Origin of the sequence: Phenylobacterium sp. RIFCSPHIGHO2_01_FULL_69_31 (genome assembly GCF_001824475.1) — a bacterium.
GTDB lineage: Bacteria > Pseudomonadota > Alphaproteobacteria > Caulobacterales > Caulobacteraceae > Phenylobacterium.
In genome coordinates this window covers 333,922-350,767 of record NZ_MHXN01000014.1, presented here as the reverse complement: position 1 = coordinate 350,767, position 16,846 = coordinate 333,922, and the positions used below count along the sequence as shown (strand labels likewise).

Here is a 16,846-nt window from a genome sequence, read left to right as displayed (position 1 = left end):
CCCCCGCCGCTGCGCAAGTCCATCTCGTAGGCTTCGATCTCGGCATCGCCGGACGCCGTCGCATTAAGCAACGAGCGAAGCTGAGGGACATTCCATTCCCCGTCGCCGAGATCGAAGATCGATCGGCCGGCGGCGGAGGCGTCGATGTGGAAGGCGCGGAAGAACGTCGCGCTGGCCCCGATGACGCTGAGATCGCCGTCGAGCAGCACGAGCGGTGATGCGGCAGAGGCGACGATCGCGAGGGCCAGACCGTGCACCGCGTCGGGATGGAGCGCCATCGGCGTCCTTTCAGGTGGCCGGGAGCCCGCGAAGCGCAGACCGCAGCCGAGCGGATGCGCCGACACGGAAAGATAGTCCGCCGCGCCGTCCGCCATTTTGATTTGTATCACACTCAAGGCTGAACTGCGGCGTGTCGTTGGAGACCAAGCCGCTTGGACGCCCAAAGAAGAATCCGGAAGGAGAATTGCGGCGCCTGCCACGCCGAGCGGCGGCTTGCGAGGTTCTCCCCGATCTCCCGAGCGCGGGCGATGCGTTCGCCGACGGCGAGGTCGCGGTACTCGGGGCGGGTGGAAGCACTCGCTGGCATGCCGCTAAGCGCAACGCGGTAGTCACCGGCGACCTGCGGCGTGATCTCGGCGACACGGAGGAAGGCCGCAGGATCCGCAAGTGCTTCATCGCCGAGTCGGGCAAGGTGCTGATCAGCGCCGACTACTCCCAGATCGAGCTGCGCCTCTTGGCCCACATCGGCGACATCCCCCAGCTGAAGAAGGCCTTCGCCGACGGCCTGGACATCCACACCATGACCACTTCGGAGATGTTCGGCGTGCCGGTCGAGGGCATGCCCGCCGAGACCCGCCGCTGCGGACCTACATGGACCGTATGCAGCAGCAGGTGCTCGACGGACTGGTCTTCGAAGCCCCCGAGGCCGGGGCCGTCATCGCCGTCGCCCGCCGGATCATGGAGCGCGCCGCCGAGCCCGCCCTGCAGATCTCCGTGCCCCTGGTCGTCGAAGCCCGCGCGGCTGCCAACTGGGACGACGCGCCTGAGGCACATCAGCCGGCGAAAATATACCCTTCAGCGGTTGAATGCTGGGTTGGAAGATGGACGCCGAGCAGGGTGATGGAGTCGCCATTCGTGAAGCTGATCGTCAGGCCAGCCGTTCCACGGGCCAGGACTGGCTCCAGGCCAGCGAGCCTATAATCCATCAAGTCCAGAGCGTCGCCTTCTCTGAAATCCACGATCACATCATCTCCGGCGCCTTGGACAAAGACGAAGAGGTCGGCCCCCGGTCCTCCTGCTAGCCGGTCGGCGCCAGGGCCCCCATTTATGGTGTCGAGCCCCGCGTCGCCATTGATAGTATCCGCGCCACCTCGACCAAGAAGCGAGTTGTTCGACGGGCTGCCCTTCAGCACGTTGTTGAGTGCGTTGCCGGCACCGGCGCTAGCCGACCCCACGAGCTCCAAGTTCTCCACGTTGGCGGGCAGAGTCGCGTATGACGCGGTCCTGACGGTGTCCACGCCACCACCCGCCAACTCGACGATCTTGTCGCTAGGATCGATGATGTAGACGTCATTCCCATCGCCGCCGGCCAGAACGTCAGCGCCACCACCGCCATCGATCGTATCGGGGCCAAGGCTGCCCGCAATCGTGTTAACTCCGGCGTCGCCGACAAGAGTTCGAACGTCAGCCGGCGGCTCGGGCGACAGACGACTCTCCCAGAGCGCAGTGACGGCGGCGCCCGCGTCGCTTGCAAGCTCGATGACCGTATTGCCGGTTTGCGTTACGCGCGTGGAGTCCGCGGAGATCAGATAGACGTTGGAAACGTTACCCGACATGTCGACGTCATGCGCCGCAATCAGCCGTATGTAGGACTTCATGTCCGTGAATCCTTGGACGATGTTGTCTTCGACCTTCGCGCCCCGTGCACCCTGGACGTAGATGCCGTTGTACATGCCGCCACTGATCAAGTTCCCGCGAACCACGAGCCCCAAATAGGGCAAGATGTTCCCCGAATCCTGGATGAAGATGCCTTGGGCAACGTCGCCGGTTCCCCGATGAAATTCGTTATTCTCGATCAGAATGTTGCGAGCAGAGGCCGTTGTGTTGACGGTCCAGAATTGGATCGCATCGGGATGATCTCCGGCTGCAATGTGGAAATCACGAAAGCTATTTCCGGAGATCACCACGTCGGATGAACCTCCCCCCCGGATGCCGTCCATCCTCAGGTCGTGGAACCTGCTGTTGATCACAGCTAGGCCGTCAACGTTGAGGTGCGAAATTCCCGTAGTCAGCTGCTCGAATTCAGAGTTCGCAACCGAGACATTGCTGCTGTCCCGAATCAACATGCCGCTGGCGTCGTTTCGGGGATTGCCGTCCAAGCTGCCGTGGACTTGAAGCTTCGAAAACGCAACGTTTTGGCTTCCGGTCACGGTCACGGCCGTAGCTGTTGGCGCACCGCGGAACTCCACTTCCAGATTCTCGAATTTCAAGCCCGAGCTTTTGTTCACAGTGAGACCGGATAATACGGCCTGCTGTGAAGGATCTTGCGACGCGATCGTCACGCCGCTCGCGAATTGAAGGTTGCTTATGGCCAGTACGCCGTAGGCTCCGGGAGCCAAGAGGATCGTATCACCGCCCTTAGCCGCGGCGATAGCAGACGTAAGCGCGGAGTTCGTCGCGACGATCGTGATCATGCGTCCCTCAATTCGCCATCGGATTTAGCGCGGCTCTACGCCTTCTTAAGCGTTACTGGAAGAGCTCAACCCGCGTAAGCAGTTCGACACAAAATTGTCGCAATCAACAGTATGTGCGGATGGAAAGGCAATCTCCCGCGAGAAGAATTAGCAGCTCTTCTCGGCGCCTCCCAGTTTCCAGACGCGAACGCGTATCACATCCCTATATTTGCTACATTCATAGCCGCGAGACTCCGCTGCATCGCAACGCGGGCATAGGATTTGATTCCAGAGAGGTTCCTGGTGGAGCCGAGGGGAGACTCGCGGCGTCGGTATCTGACGGCTGCGTCTGACCGTCCTCGACCGGCAGACGGCTGGTGCTCTCGGGCTCTTCGTTGGGCATGTGCGCGACCGTGCGGATGATGTGCGTTCATTATCGGACGAGTCGCTTGAGCGAGGTGGCAGATGGGAGTTCGTCGAGGCTTTGAGGACGCTGTGCGGCCAGCCGACCACATCACCCAAGAGGAGTTGGAGGTGCTCTCTCCGCTCATTGGCGCGTTGGCGCGGATGGCGGCGAAGCAGCTTGCCGAGGAAGAGGCGCGGCTCGGAGAACACGCTCTCCAAGATCGTCGTTGAACGATAGCCGAGCGGCTCGATCCGCGAAGGCGACGACGAACTGGTCGAGCCAAACGTAGCTGATGCCACGATGGTGAGCCGCCATCCAGCCATCGAAGTTCGGGCGGTTGTCGGTGAACAGGAACACGTTGTGGTGCTCTGAGGGCTCCAGCCCTTGGGCATCGTTCAGGACGATCAAGAGGGCGTCGGCGTCGGCCATTGCGATCCATTGGGTGCGCGGTGACATCTCGACCCGGCTCACGATGCCGCTGTTGGCAATCTCGAAGGGGCACTGGTTGGGCGCCGAGGTGATCACGTAGTCGAAGTTCTGCCAGCCGGTCATGGCGCAGACCTCCGGCGAGGGCCGAACAGCACCATGCGGGCGACCCGCAGCGCGAGCAGCCACCGTCGCTCCTCGATCAGCCGCCGGAACACCGTGATCATGGCTCCGTCCGAGAGAGTTTTGGTGGTGGCCAAGTAGGACGCCGAGCGGCCTGCCCATCGGCGCGAGAAGTCCCTCTCGCTGGCCGTAAGGCCGAGCTTCTTGAAGGTGGAATACAGGTCGTTCATGGGCTCCTGATCGACCGAATGTGGCGGGCGATCAGATATTTAGTCGGGTCGCTCAGGCGGCTAACCGGTCACTTCAATTTAGGCCCAAGGGGGTCTGCCGTGCTAAATAGAAGACCATATCGTTCAGGGGTGAGATCGCGGTGACCCCGCCGCAAAACGGCAACCGGGACATTTAGACTAGAGGCGCGTGATGGTGCCGAGTCGCAGACCGGCTCCTATGAGGCAGAACGGCCAACGAGACGGGCTTCACCAGCCATAACAGGGGCGAGGTGGAGACGGCCGCTCGGCGAGCTACGGGCTCGTAAGAAGGCATCACCTAAAAGAGGATCGTTCCGTCTTTGCGATTTGACGACGACACATCCACCACGATGCCACAATCGCCGAAGAGCCTGCCGCCCAAGCTCAAGCCGCTTCCCATGGTGGTCGAGAACGCTGAACGGCTATCCCTACGTCTACCACGCCACCTCCCGCTTCGTTCATTTCTCGCCCCACGAGCTTGTGCGGAGGGCTTGGGGCGATCCAAACGAAGTGAAGATCGGCTCCTCCAACTTTGTGGGGTATTGGTCCGCCTTCGCCCTCCACTGGGGGCTTCGAATTTACGTCGAGTCCTTCCTTGCCTGTGCTGATCTGGCCAATTTCGATGGTGCTCGGCCGAGCACGCACGGCGAACTGCTCGCACTGATCGAAGCTTATGTTCCACCCGTGCCGATCATCACGCGAGAGGAACTCGAATGGCCGTGGTCCGATCAGAGTTGATCGCCATCAGGTGTGAAAGATCGAGCCCCGGATAGGAAACCTCTGCAATCGCTGCGCTCAGAGTTTCAACCCGGTAGCCACGGCCATAAGCCGCCGCCGTCTCCCCACCGTCCTTTCCATGGCCCGAAGCCCAGCCCCCGAGCGCGAGGGCAATTTCATGCTCGATGCGGGCTTCCCGTAGGGCATCTCGGTAGCAGTGGCGGAACGAGTGAAAGCAGGTCTTTGGCCGCGCCGCGCCCGACTTGGCCAGAAACCTCCGAAACCATTTCGAAAAGGGGTCGCTGAAGTAGCCCGTGCTACTGGCCTGAAGCTCGGGAAAGAGCTTCTTCCCGCCCGTCGCGCGGCGGGCGTCCACGAAGGCCAAAAAGCCGATGTCCCGTAAGGTCTGATGGATCGGAATCAGCCGTTCGCTGCTGGCGGTTTTGAGCCGCTTGTCGTCGGCCGCCACGCCGCCCGCGCTGACAGAGATGCAGTGCACGCCGTCGACGACTTCAATGTCGGCCACGTCCAGTTGACACGCTTCATTCAACCGAAGCCCGGAGAACAGCGCGAGCAATGGCACCCAAAACCGACCGCGACGGGGGCGCGCTGGACCCGGCGTAGCGTAGCCGTGCCAATCGTCCGCGCAGCCCGTGTAGAGTGGCGCGTCGAAGATCAGGCGTAGCTGGTCGTTCGAGAAGGGCAGCCGCTTGTCGCGGCGGCGGACGGGATCAACCACACGGAGCCCTCGCGCCGGGTTTCGATCAAGCCACCCCTCATTGACCGCGAAGTTGAAGAGCGTCCGCAGCTTCGTCATGTAGCCGTTCACCGACGCCGGGCTGAGCGTTGAGTTGAGCTTCTTGGCCTTGGCCATCTTGGCGGCCTGCACCGCAGTGAGCTTCGGAAACCGCTTGGTCGGGTTCGAGGGGAGCCAGCGGAGCACTTCGAGTAGCTCGCGGCAGGCTTCGCGCTCGATGCTCCGCAGCCGCCTGCCCCGGCCCCACACGTCGGTGACGATGCCCTTCAGGGCCTCGTAGTGCATCTCGGTCTTGCGGCTGCGCGCCTTCGCGGGATCGGCGAGGAAAAGCCGGAACATGTCGTCGATTGTCTTGTCGCCGGGCTCCTCGACAATCTTCGGCCCGGCCCGCACCGTTGTCGTCACCGGCACGCTCACGATGAGGGATTGGACATCGCGCCCCGCCCTGAACCTCTGCTCGAACTCCCATCCGACGATCCGAGCCTGCCTGATTGCCTCAGCCTTGTTGCCAGTTCCCAACGACCGCCAGAGGTGGGTCCGTCCGACCGTCTCCTGCACCGATCTCGGCACTCTGAGGCGAAGGTAGAAGACCCTTCCGCGCAAGATCAGGCCCGACTGTCGGCGCCGCGAGCGTGGTGCTGTCCGTGGCGACGGTGGAATGGGCCGTTCAGACGGTTTGTGAACCACACTGGTGCAGCAGCCCGACGGGCTAAAATCCCTTGCTCCGCAACGTCTTAGCTCATCGTCGAAGGGACGATTGTGAACCACGTTGGTGCAGCACGCGCGCGCAGAAGCGTCCGACGAGAGGGTTTCCCCCAAAGGGGTAGATTTGATTTTGTTGAAAAAATCAGCTTCGCCGGGGGTCCATCCCGCGAGGGATGGTGGAGCCGAGGGGAGTCGAACCCCTGACCTCCTCATTGCGAACGAGGCGCTCTACCAACTGAGCTACGGCCCCAGGAAGGCGCGGAATAAGGCGATCTCGCCCCCGCCTGTCAAGCCGGGATAATGAGCGTCGCCTTGTCACAGCCGCAAAGGCCGGTAGAACCGCCGCTATGATCAGCTTTTTCTACTTCGTGATCGACGGCCTGCTGGGGCTCCTGGTCCTGGCGATCATCGTCAGCGCGGTCCTGTCGTGGCTGGTGGCGTTCAACGTCATCAACCTGCGCAACCAGTTCGTCTATGGCGTGGCCCGGTTCCTGGACGCGGTGACCACGCCGGTCCTGCGGCCGTTCCAGCGGTTGATCCCGCCGCTGGGCGGCGTCGACATCAGCCCGATCATCGTGATCCTGATCCTCCAGGGCGCGCGCGCCTATCTGCTGCCGTGGCTGTTCCGGCCGCTGATCGGCCTGATCGGCTGACCCGCCTCGCCGTTCGAGTGACGCCCCGCGGGGGCCGCGACGCGGTCGACGGGTGGATGACCGACGCCGAGGGCCGGCCGGTCCTGAAGCTGCGGGTGAGCGCGGCGGCCGCCGATGGCGCCGCCAACGCCGCGGTGATCGCCCTGGTGGCCAAGACGCTGAAGCTTCCGAAGTCGGCGGTGCGTATCGCGAGCGGCGAGACGGCCCGCGTCAAGCGGCTGGAGATCGATGCGACGGGGGCCGACCTGGCCGCCGCGTTCGGGAACCCTCCCTGACATCAAATGTTATACCGGCGGTCATCCAACGACTTGCCTGTCGGATACGGATGGCCCGGATCGGCCCGGCCCACACCCCTGGCATCCCCCCCGACCGAGGTCGGGCCGATCTCCTCCCCGCACCTCTCCCCACCGCCGCGCAACCCGCGCTAAGCTCTTCCCATGTCCAGTTCCGATCCCTCCGGGCGGGCCGAGCTCGCCCGCCTCATCGCGGACGCCCAACGCGTCGTCATCTTCACAGGCGCGGGTATCTCCACAGAGAGCGGCATCCCCGACTTCCGCAGCCCCGGCGGGGTGTGGAGCAAGATGAAGCCGATCTACTTCCAGGACTTCGTCGCCAGCGAGGAACGCCGGCGGGAGGCGTGGGAGCGCGCCTTCACCGGCCGCGCGGGCTGGGTCGGACGCGAGCCCAATGCCGGACACATGGCCGTCGCCCGCCTCGTGGCCAGCGGCAAGGCCAGTGCGGTGATCACCCAGAACGTCGACAACCTGCACCAGGCCTCGGGCGTGCCCAGTGAGCGGATCATCGAGCTGCACGGCAACGCCAGCTACGCCGCGTGCCTGGAATGCGGCCTGCGCCACGAGCTGGAGGAGCTGAAGGCGCTGTACCAGGCCACGGGCGACCTGCCCGCCTGCCGGGACTGCGACGGCATCGTCAAGACGGCCACCATCTCGTTCGGCCAGGCCATGCCCGCCGAGCCGATGGCGCGCGCCGAGGCCGAGACGCTGGCCTGCGACCTCTTCCTGGTGCTGGGATCCTCGCTGGTGGTCTATCCCGCCGCCGGCTTCCCGATCATGGCCAAGCGGAACGGCGCCCGCCTCGCCATCGTCAACCGCGAGGCGACCGAACTCGACCCCTATGCCGACTTCGTGCTGCACGACGAGATCGGCCCGGTGATGACGGCGGCGGCGCCGGCCAACTAATTTCGCCCTCCGGTCGATTCGTCACACACGCGCCTTGTTCTTCGGGCTATGCGCTCCGCCGGATTCTCATCGGAGCCTTCTGTGATCAGACCTGCCGTCGCAGCCGCCCTTCTCGTCGCCCTCAGCGCCTGCAGCCAGGGCGGGGGCGGCAAGTCCAACTCCAGCGATCCCTACGCCGGGCTCGACAGCGAGATCCTGGCCTGGCGGACCGCCATCGAGGCCAGCCACCCCGCCTGCGCCAGCAAGGTCGAAGGCAAGGGCTGCCAAGACTTCCAGGTCATGTGCAAGGCGGCCCAGGACATCGGCGCCGACGAAGCCGCCAAGGGCGTGAAGGCCAAGGTCGTGGCCGCCATGACGTTCGCCGGCCGCAATCCCGACGGCTCGACCGGCAAGTCGGGGTCGTCGTTCGCCAACTTCTCCAAGACGGCCGACGCCTGGACCCGCACGGAGGCCAAGCCCGTCAACATGACGACCTGCGCGACGCTTTAGGCGCCGCGCGTCCCGACGACCTTGCGCACCTGCGCCGCCTGGCGCCGGGCCACGGGCACCTCGGCGCCGGATTGCAGCACGACGGCGGCGGGCCCCCCGGGCCGCCGGGCCAGGCGCACGATCCGGTCGCGGCGAACCAGCGCGCCGCGGTGCACCCGCACGAAGTCGGCGGGATCCAGCTCGGACTGCAGCGTTCGGATCGGCTTGCGGACCAGGAAGCTGCGCCCGCGGCTGTGGATGCGGACATAGTCCCGCTCGGCCTCGATCCAGTCGATATGACTGACCGGTATACGCACCCGATCGCCCCGGTCCGGCGCCCAGATCTCCTCGGCGAAGCCCGGCTCTGCGGGCGCCGCCGGCCGGGCGTCGCCGGCGCGCAGGGCGGCCACCACCCCTTCCAGCTCCGCGATCCGGGAGTTCGCCACGCGCGATTGCAGGCGCAGCCGGGCCCGCTCCAGGGCCTCGTGCAACCGGTCGAACTCCACGGGCTTCAAGAGGTAGTCCACCGCCGCCAGTTCGAAGGCGTCGGCGGCGAAGCGGCTGAAGGCGGTGACGAAGATGAAGGCCGGCGCCTGCGCGGGGTCGATCGCGCGCGCCAGTTCCAGCCCCGACAACCCCGGCATGCGGATGTCGAGCAGGACCACGTCGATACCGCCGCGCCGGATCAGGGCCAGGGCATCGGCGCCGTTGGTCGCCTGGCCTACGACCTCGGCGCCCTCCGCCTTGTCGATCGCCATCTGCAGGCGCCGCAGCGCCGGGGGCTCGTCGTCCACGAGGGCGACGCGCAGGGCCCGCACGGGGGCCGGGCTGATGCTGCCTTGGATCATATCCGCTCCAGGGGGATTTCGACCGACGCGAGGAAGCCGTGCGGCAGGCGGGGTCCGCAGGTGAGCGCCGCGGCCTTGCCGTAGATCAGGTCCAGCCGCCGCCGCACGTTCTCGAGCCCGAGGCCGAGCTTGGGCGTGGTCTGGCCCGTCGTATCGCCACCGTCGTCGGTGACCGTCAGCCGCAGCCGGCCGTTCGCCGCCTCGGCCCTGATCTCGATGGTGACGGTCTCATTCGACCGCGCGACGCCGTACTTGACCGCATTCTCGACCAGCGGCTGCAGGATCAGGCTGGGGGCGAGCGCGTCCCGCAGGTCGGCGGGGATCGTCTCCACATAGTTCAGCCGGTCCTCGAAGCGCGCCTGCTCGATCAGCAAGTACTGGCGCTGGGCCTCGATCTCGTCGGAGAGCGGGCCCTTGTCCGGCATCTCCTTTTCAAGCGTGTGGCGCAGGAAGCTGGATAGCGAGAGCACCACCCGCTCCGCCCGCTCGTTCTCCTTGGCCAGGATCAGGGAGCTGAGCGCGTTCAGGGTGTTGAACAGGAAGTGCGGATTGATCTGGTAGCGCAGCATCCGGTTCTGCGCGTCCATGGCCAGGGCCTGGGAGGCCACTAGGCGGAGGTTCTTCTCCTTCAGCTCCTCCTCGTAGCGGATGGCGAAGTAGAGCGCGCACCACGAGATGAAGGTCCAGAAGAACATGGAGGCGGTGTAGGCCAGCGAGACCGGCGACAGCGGTTCGACGCTCCACATCGGAAGAACCAGGTAGAAGACCGCATAGTTGACGATGGAGTAGGCGAAGCCGCCGATCACCGACATCAGCACGGCGGCGACGATGCGGCGCCACATCGGCTGCTCGGCCAGGGCCGACAGGATCCGCCCGATCAGCAGGCATGCCAGGAAGCCGAACACCGCCATGCCCAGGCGCCGAACCGCCATGTCGCCGGCGTGCGGCGCCGGGTCGGCCAGCATCCGGGCGGTGACGATGAGATAGGTCAGCGACCAGAGGACGAAATTGGCGATGAGATAGTTGTTCGGACGCGGCAGCCGCATGCACCCTTCCCCACCGGTCACATTCTGTAGAAAACCGGTGACAGACCAAGGCCGCTTGTCGACACACCGTCACCGTTCGCCGCATTTCGCCCCGTTCGGCGGCCCATTCATCCCCCTTCGCCGCATTTCGCATGAAGACTTTCGCCGTCTCGGCATGCTTGGCCGGCGAGTTCGTGTGCTCGTGCGTTGCTGAGGGGGAATTCGTCGTGGCCGTGCGTCCGCCATCACTGAGGGCCATCGCCGCCTTCGAAGCCGCGGCAAGGCACGAAAGCTTCACCAAGGCCGCCGACGAGCTCAACCTGACCCAGAGCGCCATCAGCCACGCGATCCGCTCGCTCGAAGTGCGGCTCGGCGTGGACCTGTTCGAGCGGTTCGGCCGCAACGTGTCGCTCACCGAGCCCGGCCGCGCGTTCGTGAGCCGCCTGCGCCTTTCCCTCAACCTGATTTCCGAGGCCTTCGAGACGCCGGTGCGGCCGGGCCGTACGCGCCTGGTGGTCGCGGCCACAGCCGGCATCGCTGAGCGCGTGCTCGCGACGCGCCTCCCGGGCTTCCTGGCCGGACATCCCGACCGCGAACTGGAGCTGCGCACCGTGACCGGCGCGTCCGAAGTGAATGCCGGCGAGGCGGACGTGGCCGTTCTCTATGGCGCAGGCGCCTGCGCCGGCCTCACCCAGCGCCGGCTGGCCGGAGAAGCGCTGTTCCCCGTCGCCGCGCCGTCGGCCGACCTGCCGCGGCGTCCGGAGGAGCTGGTGCACGCGCCGCTGATCCATCAGCCCGAGCATCCCTGGCGGCTCTGGCTGGAGCAGGTGGGCCTGGGCGAGCTGCCGACCCACGCCACGCTGACGGCCGACAGTCCGATGGCCGCGCTGGAGCTGGCGCGAAACGGCGCGGGGGTCTGCCTCGCCCGCGGGCTGCTGGTCCGCGACGATCTGCGGACCGGGCGGCTGGTCCGCCTGTTCGACGCCGAGGCGCCGCTGCGCGAGGACTACACCGCCGTGTGGAATCCCGCCTCGCCGCGCGCCGAGGTCATCCGGCCGTTCGTCGACTGGCTGGCCGCGACCCTCGACCCCGGCCCCGCCCCGGCCCTGCACGCCGCCTGAAACGGCAACGCTTCGCCGTCCCGCGCGTTCGCGGCGGTGGAGCGTGCATGCATTTCCAGATCAAGGCCGACCTGACCTACCGCTTCGCCGAGCGCTGCGAAGTGCTGCTGCTGCTGGAGGCCGCCCGCGCGGCCGACCAGGCGGTGCATCGCGAGCAGCTGACGATCTCGCCACCGATCGGCATCTCCCGCCTGGACGACTCGGTCACAGGGGAGCGGCGGGTCGTGTTCACGGCGGAGCGCGAGGTCCGCATCGCCTACGAAGCCGAGGTGGAGGTGCTGGCCCGCGACGCGGCGCTGGCGGGAATGCCGGCCGCGCCGATCCGCGATCTGCCGGGCGAGGCCCTGCGCTATCTTCGCGCCAGCCGCTACTGCCCGTCCGACCGGTTCGAGCGCTTCGTGGAGCGCGAGTTCGGCGGGCTGGCCGGCGGGGACAAGGTGGCCGCCATCCTGGACTGGATCTCGGGCCACATGGACTACCGCGCGGGGGTCAGCGACGCGGCCTCCACCGCGCTGGACACGTTCGTTGATCGCGCGGGCGTGTGCCGGGATTACGCCCATCTGGCCATCGCCCTCTGCCGCGCTGCCGACATCCCGGCGCGGGCCGTCAGCGCCTATGCGTGGAAGCTGACGCCGCCGGACCTCCACGCCGTCGTGGAGGTCTACCTCGGCGGACGTTGGCGGCTGGTCGACCCGACCGCGAAGGCGCCGGTCGACGGCCTGGTGCGTGTGGCCACCGGCCTGGACGCCGCCGACATCGCGTTCATGACCATCTTCGGCCGCGCCGACCTGGTCTCGCAGGCGTTCGCGGTACGCAAGAGCTAGTGGGGTGCCGCCCGGGCGCCCGGCGGCTCGGGCAAGGCGTCGTAGTACTCGGCCAGGCTACGGTACTCGGCGGCGACCCGTTCGAACTGCTCGCGGCCGCAGCCCGGTGCGGACTCTTCGGCGAGCCGCTGAACCCGGTCCGCTTCCGCCCGATAGTATTCCGTCCGCCGCACGCGCTCGATCCTTGAGGCTGAGCCACGGGAAGCGTCTTGCGGGGCTGCGGTTCCGCGGAGCTGCAAAAGAAAAGGCCCCGCTCGCGCGGGGCCAGTGTCGAGGACGCGAGAGGCGCCTTCGGCTCGCCCGGCCCGGATGACCACATCCGGGCCGGGCTTGCTCGGGTTCGACTTAGAAGTCGGCGGTCAGGCCGATGAACAGGTAGCGGCCGAAGGCGTCATAGACCTGCGGCCAGGTGTTGCCGTTGCAGGGCCCGCTCGGGCAGTTCGACGAACCGTTGAGCGGCGGGTCCTTATCGAACAGATTGTTCACGCCCGCCCGGAAGTTGAGGTTGTCGCGCATCGTCCAGGACGCCGTCAGGTCGAAGTAGTCGCGCGAGGCGAGCGTCTTGTCCGTGGCGTACTGCAGGCCCGGGTTGTTGAGCTGCGGATGGTCGTCGTAGGCGTCCAGCGTGACCTTGTCGAAGTGGCGCCATTGCAGCGTCATCGAGAAGTCGTGGAACCACTCGCCGTACTCCAGCGGGGTGTTCCAGGTCACGCGGGCCTTGTGGCGCCACTTCGGGTTGGGGGCGGTGAAGCCGCCCGCGACCGAGCAGATGGTGCCGTAGAGACCGGCGCAGTCGAACGGCTCGTCGCCGCGCAGGGCCTGGGATTCCAGCCGGTCGAGATAGGTCCCGACGAAGTTGAACCCGAGGCTGCCCATGTTCTCGATCCCGAGGTCGTCGAACGAGATCCGGTAGCCGGCGTTGAAATCGACGCCGGACGTGCGCAGCGAGCCGATGTTCACCGTCTGGTCGATCACATAGCCCTGGTTCGACAGCCACAGCGAGCCTTCGGCGTCGCGGTGCACCAGGTCGCAGAACTGCGGGCTGAGCGTCTGGACGCAGCGGTTGACGATCAGGTCCGCCCCGATCGGCGCGATGTAGTCGTCGACCTTGATGTCGAAGTAGTCCACCGAGACGTTGAAGCCCGGCAGGAACGACGGCTGCCACACCACGCCCAGGGTGTAGGCGTCCGAGGTTTCCGGATCGAGGTTCTGGTTGCCCGCGAACCGGCCGTTGTACTGGGCGGCGGGGTTCGCTTCGATGGCCAGGACCTGGGCGGTCGTCAGACCGAAGGCCTGGGCGCAGCGGGCGACCAGCGGATCGCTGGCGGCCAGGCCGGCGCAGGGATCCTGCGTGCCGTCGAGCGCCACGTTCTGCGGGCTGAACAGCTCCAGGACGTGCGGCGCACGGACGGCGCGGTTGTAGCCACCGCGGATCCGCAGGCCGTCGATGGGCTCCCAGTCGCCGGCCAGCTTGTAGGTCTCGGTCGTGCCGATCGAGGAATAGTCGGAGTAGCGGAAGGCCGTCTCCAGGGTCAGGGACTTCGCCCAGGGCGCGTCCTGCACCAGCGGGATCCGGGCCTCGGCGAAGACTTCATAGACGTCGAAGCTGCCGTTAACCGGCGGCGCCGCCCCGCCCGCGCCGTTGAGCTGTCCGGACGACGAGACGTAGTCCGACGCAAAGTCCAAGGTCTCGCGGCGGTACTCGGCGCCGATGGAAATGCCCACGCCGTCAGTGGACCAGGGCGTCTTCACGCCGTACTCGGTGAGGTCACCGCCCAGCGAGAAGTTCACGATGCGCTCGAACAGGTTGCCGCCGGTATAGCTGGGGGTTTCCAGATAGTTCAGCGCGTCCTGGGTCACGCCGCCCAGCTGCATGATGTTGTAGGGCACGCAGGCTGGGTCGCTGCCGTCGACCACGGACTGACAGGTCGGCACGCCGTTCACGGAGACCACGTTCAGGGCGTTGTTGATCGCCCCGGTGCGGAAGAAGCCTTCCAGCGTCTGGTTGAACGAGACGCGGCCGTACTGCATCGCGAAGTCGTAGTTCCAGTTGTCGTTCAGGTCACCCTTCAGCCCGATCACATAGCGGTACTGCTGGTGCTGGGTCTGGCCCTGGCGGCCTTCACCTTCGACGTTTCGGCGGGAGATGGTGCCGGTGAAGGTGCCGCCCGGGTTGCTGGCGCAGGTGCCGCCGCCCGAGGCCGCCGTGGCGTTCAGCAGGCCGCGCTGCTGGGCCGAGAGGAACGGGTTGGCGCAGTTGACCGAGAACGTGCCGGCGAAGATGCCGCCCGCCGCGATCTGATAGGTCGACGTGTCGTCCATGAACATCACGTCGGCGTAGGCCGTGGCCCAGTCGTTGATCTCGTAGTTCGCGAACGCGCCCAGCACGTACCGGTCATCGGGACGCTGGTAGTAGTTCTGCGGGCCGAAGTTGTAGACGTCGCGGGTGCTGACGCGCGGGCGGAACGTGTTGCCCGGCCCGGTGATGTCCACCACAAAGCTGCCGAAGCGCGCCGGGAAGGCGGTGCCCGAGCCGCCGCAGCCGGCGTCGAGGAAGGTGTCGCCCGAGTTCAGGGTACAGGCCGAGAAGTCGCGGTTGCCCTGCAGGATGGGCTCGACGTGACGGTAGCCGGCGTAGGCGGTGACGTTGCCCTTGCCGTCCGGCGAATTGACCCCCATCACCAAGGTGACCTGCGAGGACTCCCCGTCGCGGACATTGTCCTTCGGCAGCTGGAAGAACTCCGGGCTCGCCGCCGTCGCCGCGCGGGCGCGCACCACGTCGGCGATCGCATTGCCGTTGTCGTGCTGGTAGATGCCGTACTGGGCATCGACGCGCACGCCCTCGAAGTTCTTGGCCATGATGAAGTTGACGACGCCGCCGACGGCGTCGGCGCCGTACACGGCCGAGGCGCCGCCCGTCAGCACGTCAACGCGCTCGATCAGGGCGGTCGGGATGAAGTTGATGTCGGCCGCCAGCGAGCCGCCGAGGGTGTTCGGCGTGCCGGGCATCAGGCGGCGGCCGTCGATCAGGACCAGGGTGCGGGTCGCGCCGAGGCCGCGGAGGCTGACCGTGGCGGTGCCCGTGGAGCCGTTCGAGAGCGCCGAACCCTGGGCCGCGAAGGCCTGGGGCAGGCTGTTGATCATGTCCTCGACGCGGGTCACGCCCGTCGCCTTGATTTCCGCTGCGCTCACCGCGGTGACCGGGCTGACGCTCTCCAGGTTCGGCGACGGAATGCGCGTCCCGGTGACGACGACTTCCGACACCTCGTCGCCGCCCGTCTGAGCCGCCACGGGACTGGCGAAGCCCAGCAAGGCCGCGCCACAGATCATCGAAGACGCCAGAAGGCGCTCACGCGTTCTCTTGATGCTCAAGGTCTAGATCCTCCAGCGGCCGATGGCGTGCGCGCCCGGCCGATCCCCACATGAAAGCCGGCCCCCAGCGCGACCGGAGGAGCCGGACGCGCGCCCGAGCGCCGCTGGAGAAGAACTATTGTCGCGGCGAACCGCCCTTTACTGAATTTCTCTTATCGGATGGATGAGGTGAATTCATACCATCGGGAACAAGGCGCCCGTATCAGGACGGCCAAAGTTGCACCAACTGTCACAAAAACAATGAGATACGTGTCTCCGCGAGCGCCGCGGCAAGCACGATCCGACCCTCACCGCGCCGTCGGAGGGGCAAGTTATTCGTGGAAGAATGTTGCATAAAGAAGACAGCGGTTGACCTCACCATCAATTGTCACAGTCGGACGACGCATGAAGTGTATTCATGTGAAGTATGACGAGAAGTCGTCATCAAATTTCTACCTGACGGTCTAAAGTCCTCGCGAGCCAGGTTGTACGCCTGCGGCCCAGCTTCCGAATGGACGTCCCATGACCGCCCTCGCCTTTGAATTCGCCGCCGGTGCGGCGCCTGCCCGGCCTCACGTCGCGCAAGGATCGCCCCGGGTCCTCTGGATCGACGCCGACGCCGAGGCCATCGAGGCCGGCCTGGAGATGCTGCGGCGCCACGGCTTCGAAGTGGCCCGCGCCGACTCGGCGGCGGAGGCCCAGCCGACCCTGGACGGCGACGGCTGCGACCTCGTGATCCTCGAGACGGCCCTGCCGGACGCCGACGGCCTGGCGCTGTGCCGGAAGCTCTCGGAGGCCGAGACCGCGCCGGTGCTGGTCGTGGCCCGTGCGGCCGACACCCTGGACCGCGTGGCGGGGCTGGAGTTCGGGGCCGACGACGTCCTGCCCAAGACCACCCACCCGCTGGAGCTCCTGGCCAAGGTGCGGGCGCTGCTTAGACGCGCCGCGCGGCAGGCGCGCCGCACGGCCCAGGCCACGCTTGAAACCTGGCGGTTCGACGCCGAGCTCGGCTACGTGACCGCCCCGTCCGGACGCACTGTGCGGCTGAGCCCCGCGGACGCCGCGCTGCTGCGGGCGCTGGCGGCCCGGCCGGGGGTGGTGCTGCCGCGGGATGCGCTCGTGGCCCTGCTGCACGGCGAGGGATCGAGCACCGGGGGGCGGTCGATCGACGCGCGGGTCGCGCGCCTCCGCCGCACGCTCTCGGCCTGCGACGGCGCGGGGGACATGATCAAGACCCTGCGCGGCGGCGGCTATCTGTTCCAGGCACAGGTCACCGCACGGACCGGCCTGGCCGCCTGAGGCC

Annotated in this window: 15 protein-coding genes, 1 tRNA gene and 2 pseudogenes; 8 read left to right on the top strand and 10 right to left on the bottom strand. The window is 66.6% G+C overall.

The window, feature by feature from the left end; all coding sequences use genetic code 11:
• Positions 1-374: pseudogene (locus A2790_RS11000) on the bottom strand (hypothetical protein); the annotation flags it as partial.
• A gap of 266 nt (positions 375-640) precedes the next feature.
• Between A2790_RS11000 and A2790_RS10995 the strand changes: the two are divergent.
• A pseudogene (locus tag A2790_RS10995) lies at positions 641-1,053 on the top strand (DNA polymerase); the annotation flags it as partial.
• On the opposite strand, the gene A2790_RS10990 reads toward A2790_RS10995, so the two are convergent.
• The 5 genes from A2790_RS10990 to A2790_RS10970 form a co-directional block, all read right to left on the bottom strand.
• Positions 1,053-2,693, bottom strand: coding sequence for a right-handed parallel beta-helix repeat-containing protein (locus tag A2790_RS10990; protein WP_293391184.1), 1,641 nt, complete (start codon positions 2,691-2,693; stop codon positions 1,053-1,055). The pseudogene A2790_RS10995 and the gene A2790_RS10990 sit on opposite strands and share 1 nt — an antisense overlap.
• 526 nt (positions 2,694-3,219) lie before the next feature.
• Entirely contained in the window at positions 3,220-3,630 is a 411-nt protein-coding gene (locus A2790_RS10985) for a hypothetical protein (RefSeq protein WP_293391181.1), read from the bottom strand.
• Entirely contained in the window at positions 3,627-3,857 is a 231-nt protein-coding gene (locus A2790_RS10980) for a DUF6626 family protein (protein WP_293391178.1), read from the bottom strand. The genes A2790_RS10985 and A2790_RS10980 overlap by 4 nt, the downstream gene beginning before the upstream one ends.
• 712 nt (positions 3,858-4,569) lie before the next feature.
• Positions 4,570-6,267, bottom strand: coding sequence for a DUF6538 domain-containing protein (locus tag A2790_RS10975; protein ID WP_363080809.1), 1,698 nt, complete (start codon positions 6,265-6,267; stop codon positions 4,570-4,572).
• A tRNA-Ala gene (locus A2790_RS10970) sits at positions 6,229-6,304 on the bottom strand. The genes A2790_RS10975 and A2790_RS10970 overlap by 39 nt, the downstream gene beginning before the upstream one ends.
• Positions 6,305-6,401: 97 nt before the next feature.
• On the opposite strand from A2790_RS10970, the gene A2790_RS10965 reads away from it, so the two are divergent.
• The 4 genes from A2790_RS10965 to A2790_RS10950 all read left to right on the top strand — a co-directional run bounded on the left by A2790_RS10965 (position 6,402) and on the right by A2790_RS10950 (position 8,395).
• The gene (locus A2790_RS10965; protein ID WP_293391174.1) at positions 6,402-6,707 is read left to right on the top strand and encodes a YggT family protein; all 306 of its coding nucleotides are present in this window, start codon (positions 6,402-6,404) and stop codon (positions 6,705-6,707) included.
• Entirely contained in the window at positions 6,704-6,982 is a 279-nt protein-coding gene (locus A2790_RS10960; protein WP_293391448.1) for a DUF167 family protein, read from the top strand. The genes A2790_RS10965 and A2790_RS10960 overlap by 4 nt, the downstream gene beginning before the upstream one ends.
• 162 nt (positions 6,983-7,144) lie before the next feature.
• Positions 7,145-7,906 carry a Sir2 family NAD-dependent protein deacetylase gene (locus tag A2790_RS10955; RefSeq protein ID WP_293391172.1) on the top strand — a complete coding sequence of 254 codons (762 nt, stop codon included), beginning with the start codon at positions 7,145-7,147 and terminating at the stop codon, positions 7,904-7,906.
• A gap of 81 nt (positions 7,907-7,987) precedes the next feature.
• Complete coding sequence (locus tag A2790_RS10950) at positions 7,988-8,395, top strand: hypothetical protein (RefSeq protein ID WP_293391170.1); 408 nt, start codon at positions 7,988-7,990, stop codon at positions 8,393-8,395.
• Here A2790_RS10950 and A2790_RS10945 read toward each other — a convergent pair.
• Together A2790_RS10945 and A2790_RS10940 are read right to left on the bottom strand one after the other, a co-directional pair.
• Entirely contained in the window at positions 8,392-9,222 is an 831-nt protein-coding gene (locus tag A2790_RS10945; RefSeq protein ID WP_293391168.1) for a LytTR family DNA-binding domain-containing protein, read from the bottom strand. The two genes, A2790_RS10950 and A2790_RS10945, sit on opposite strands and share 4 nt — an antisense overlap.
• Positions 9,219-10,268 carry a histidine kinase gene (locus tag A2790_RS10940; protein ID WP_293391166.1) on the bottom strand — a complete coding sequence of 350 codons (1,050 nt, stop codon included), beginning with the start codon at positions 10,266-10,268 and terminating at the stop codon, positions 9,219-9,221. The genes A2790_RS10945 and A2790_RS10940 overlap by 4 nt, the downstream gene beginning before the upstream one ends.
• Positions 10,269-10,474: 206 nt before the next feature.
• On the opposite strand from A2790_RS10940, the gene A2790_RS10935 reads away from it, so the two are divergent.
• Together A2790_RS10935 and A2790_RS10930 are read left to right on the top strand one after the other, a co-directional pair.
• Positions 10,475-11,368, top strand: coding sequence for a LysR substrate-binding domain-containing protein (locus A2790_RS10935; protein ID WP_293391165.1), 894 nt, complete (start codon positions 10,475-10,477; stop codon positions 11,366-11,368).
• A 47-nt stretch (positions 11,369-11,415) separates the two neighbouring features.
• The gene (locus A2790_RS10930; RefSeq protein WP_293391163.1) at positions 11,416-12,192 is read left to right on the top strand and encodes a transglutaminase family protein; all 777 of its coding nucleotides are present in this window, start codon (positions 11,416-11,418) and stop codon (positions 12,190-12,192) included.
• Here the strand turns inward: A2790_RS10930 and A2790_RS10925 are convergent.
• Positions 12,189-12,365, bottom strand: a complete 177-nt coding sequence (locus A2790_RS10925; protein ID WP_293391161.1) for a hypothetical protein — start codon at positions 12,363-12,365, stop codon at positions 12,189-12,191. The two genes, A2790_RS10930 and A2790_RS10925, sit on opposite strands and share 4 nt — an antisense overlap.
• Positions 12,366-12,537: 172 nt before the next feature.
• Entirely contained in the window at positions 12,538-15,564 is a 3,027-nt protein-coding gene (locus A2790_RS10920) for a TonB-dependent receptor (RefSeq protein WP_293391159.1), read from the bottom strand.
• 501 nt (positions 15,565-16,065) lie between these two features.
• On the opposite strand from A2790_RS10920, the gene A2790_RS10915 reads away from it, so the two are divergent.
• The gene (locus tag A2790_RS10915; protein ID WP_293391157.1) at positions 16,066-16,842 is read left to right on the top strand and encodes a response regulator transcription factor; all 777 of its coding nucleotides are present in this window, start codon (positions 16,066-16,068) and stop codon (positions 16,840-16,842) included.
• The last annotated feature ends 4 nt before the right edge of the window (positions 16,843-16,846 follow it).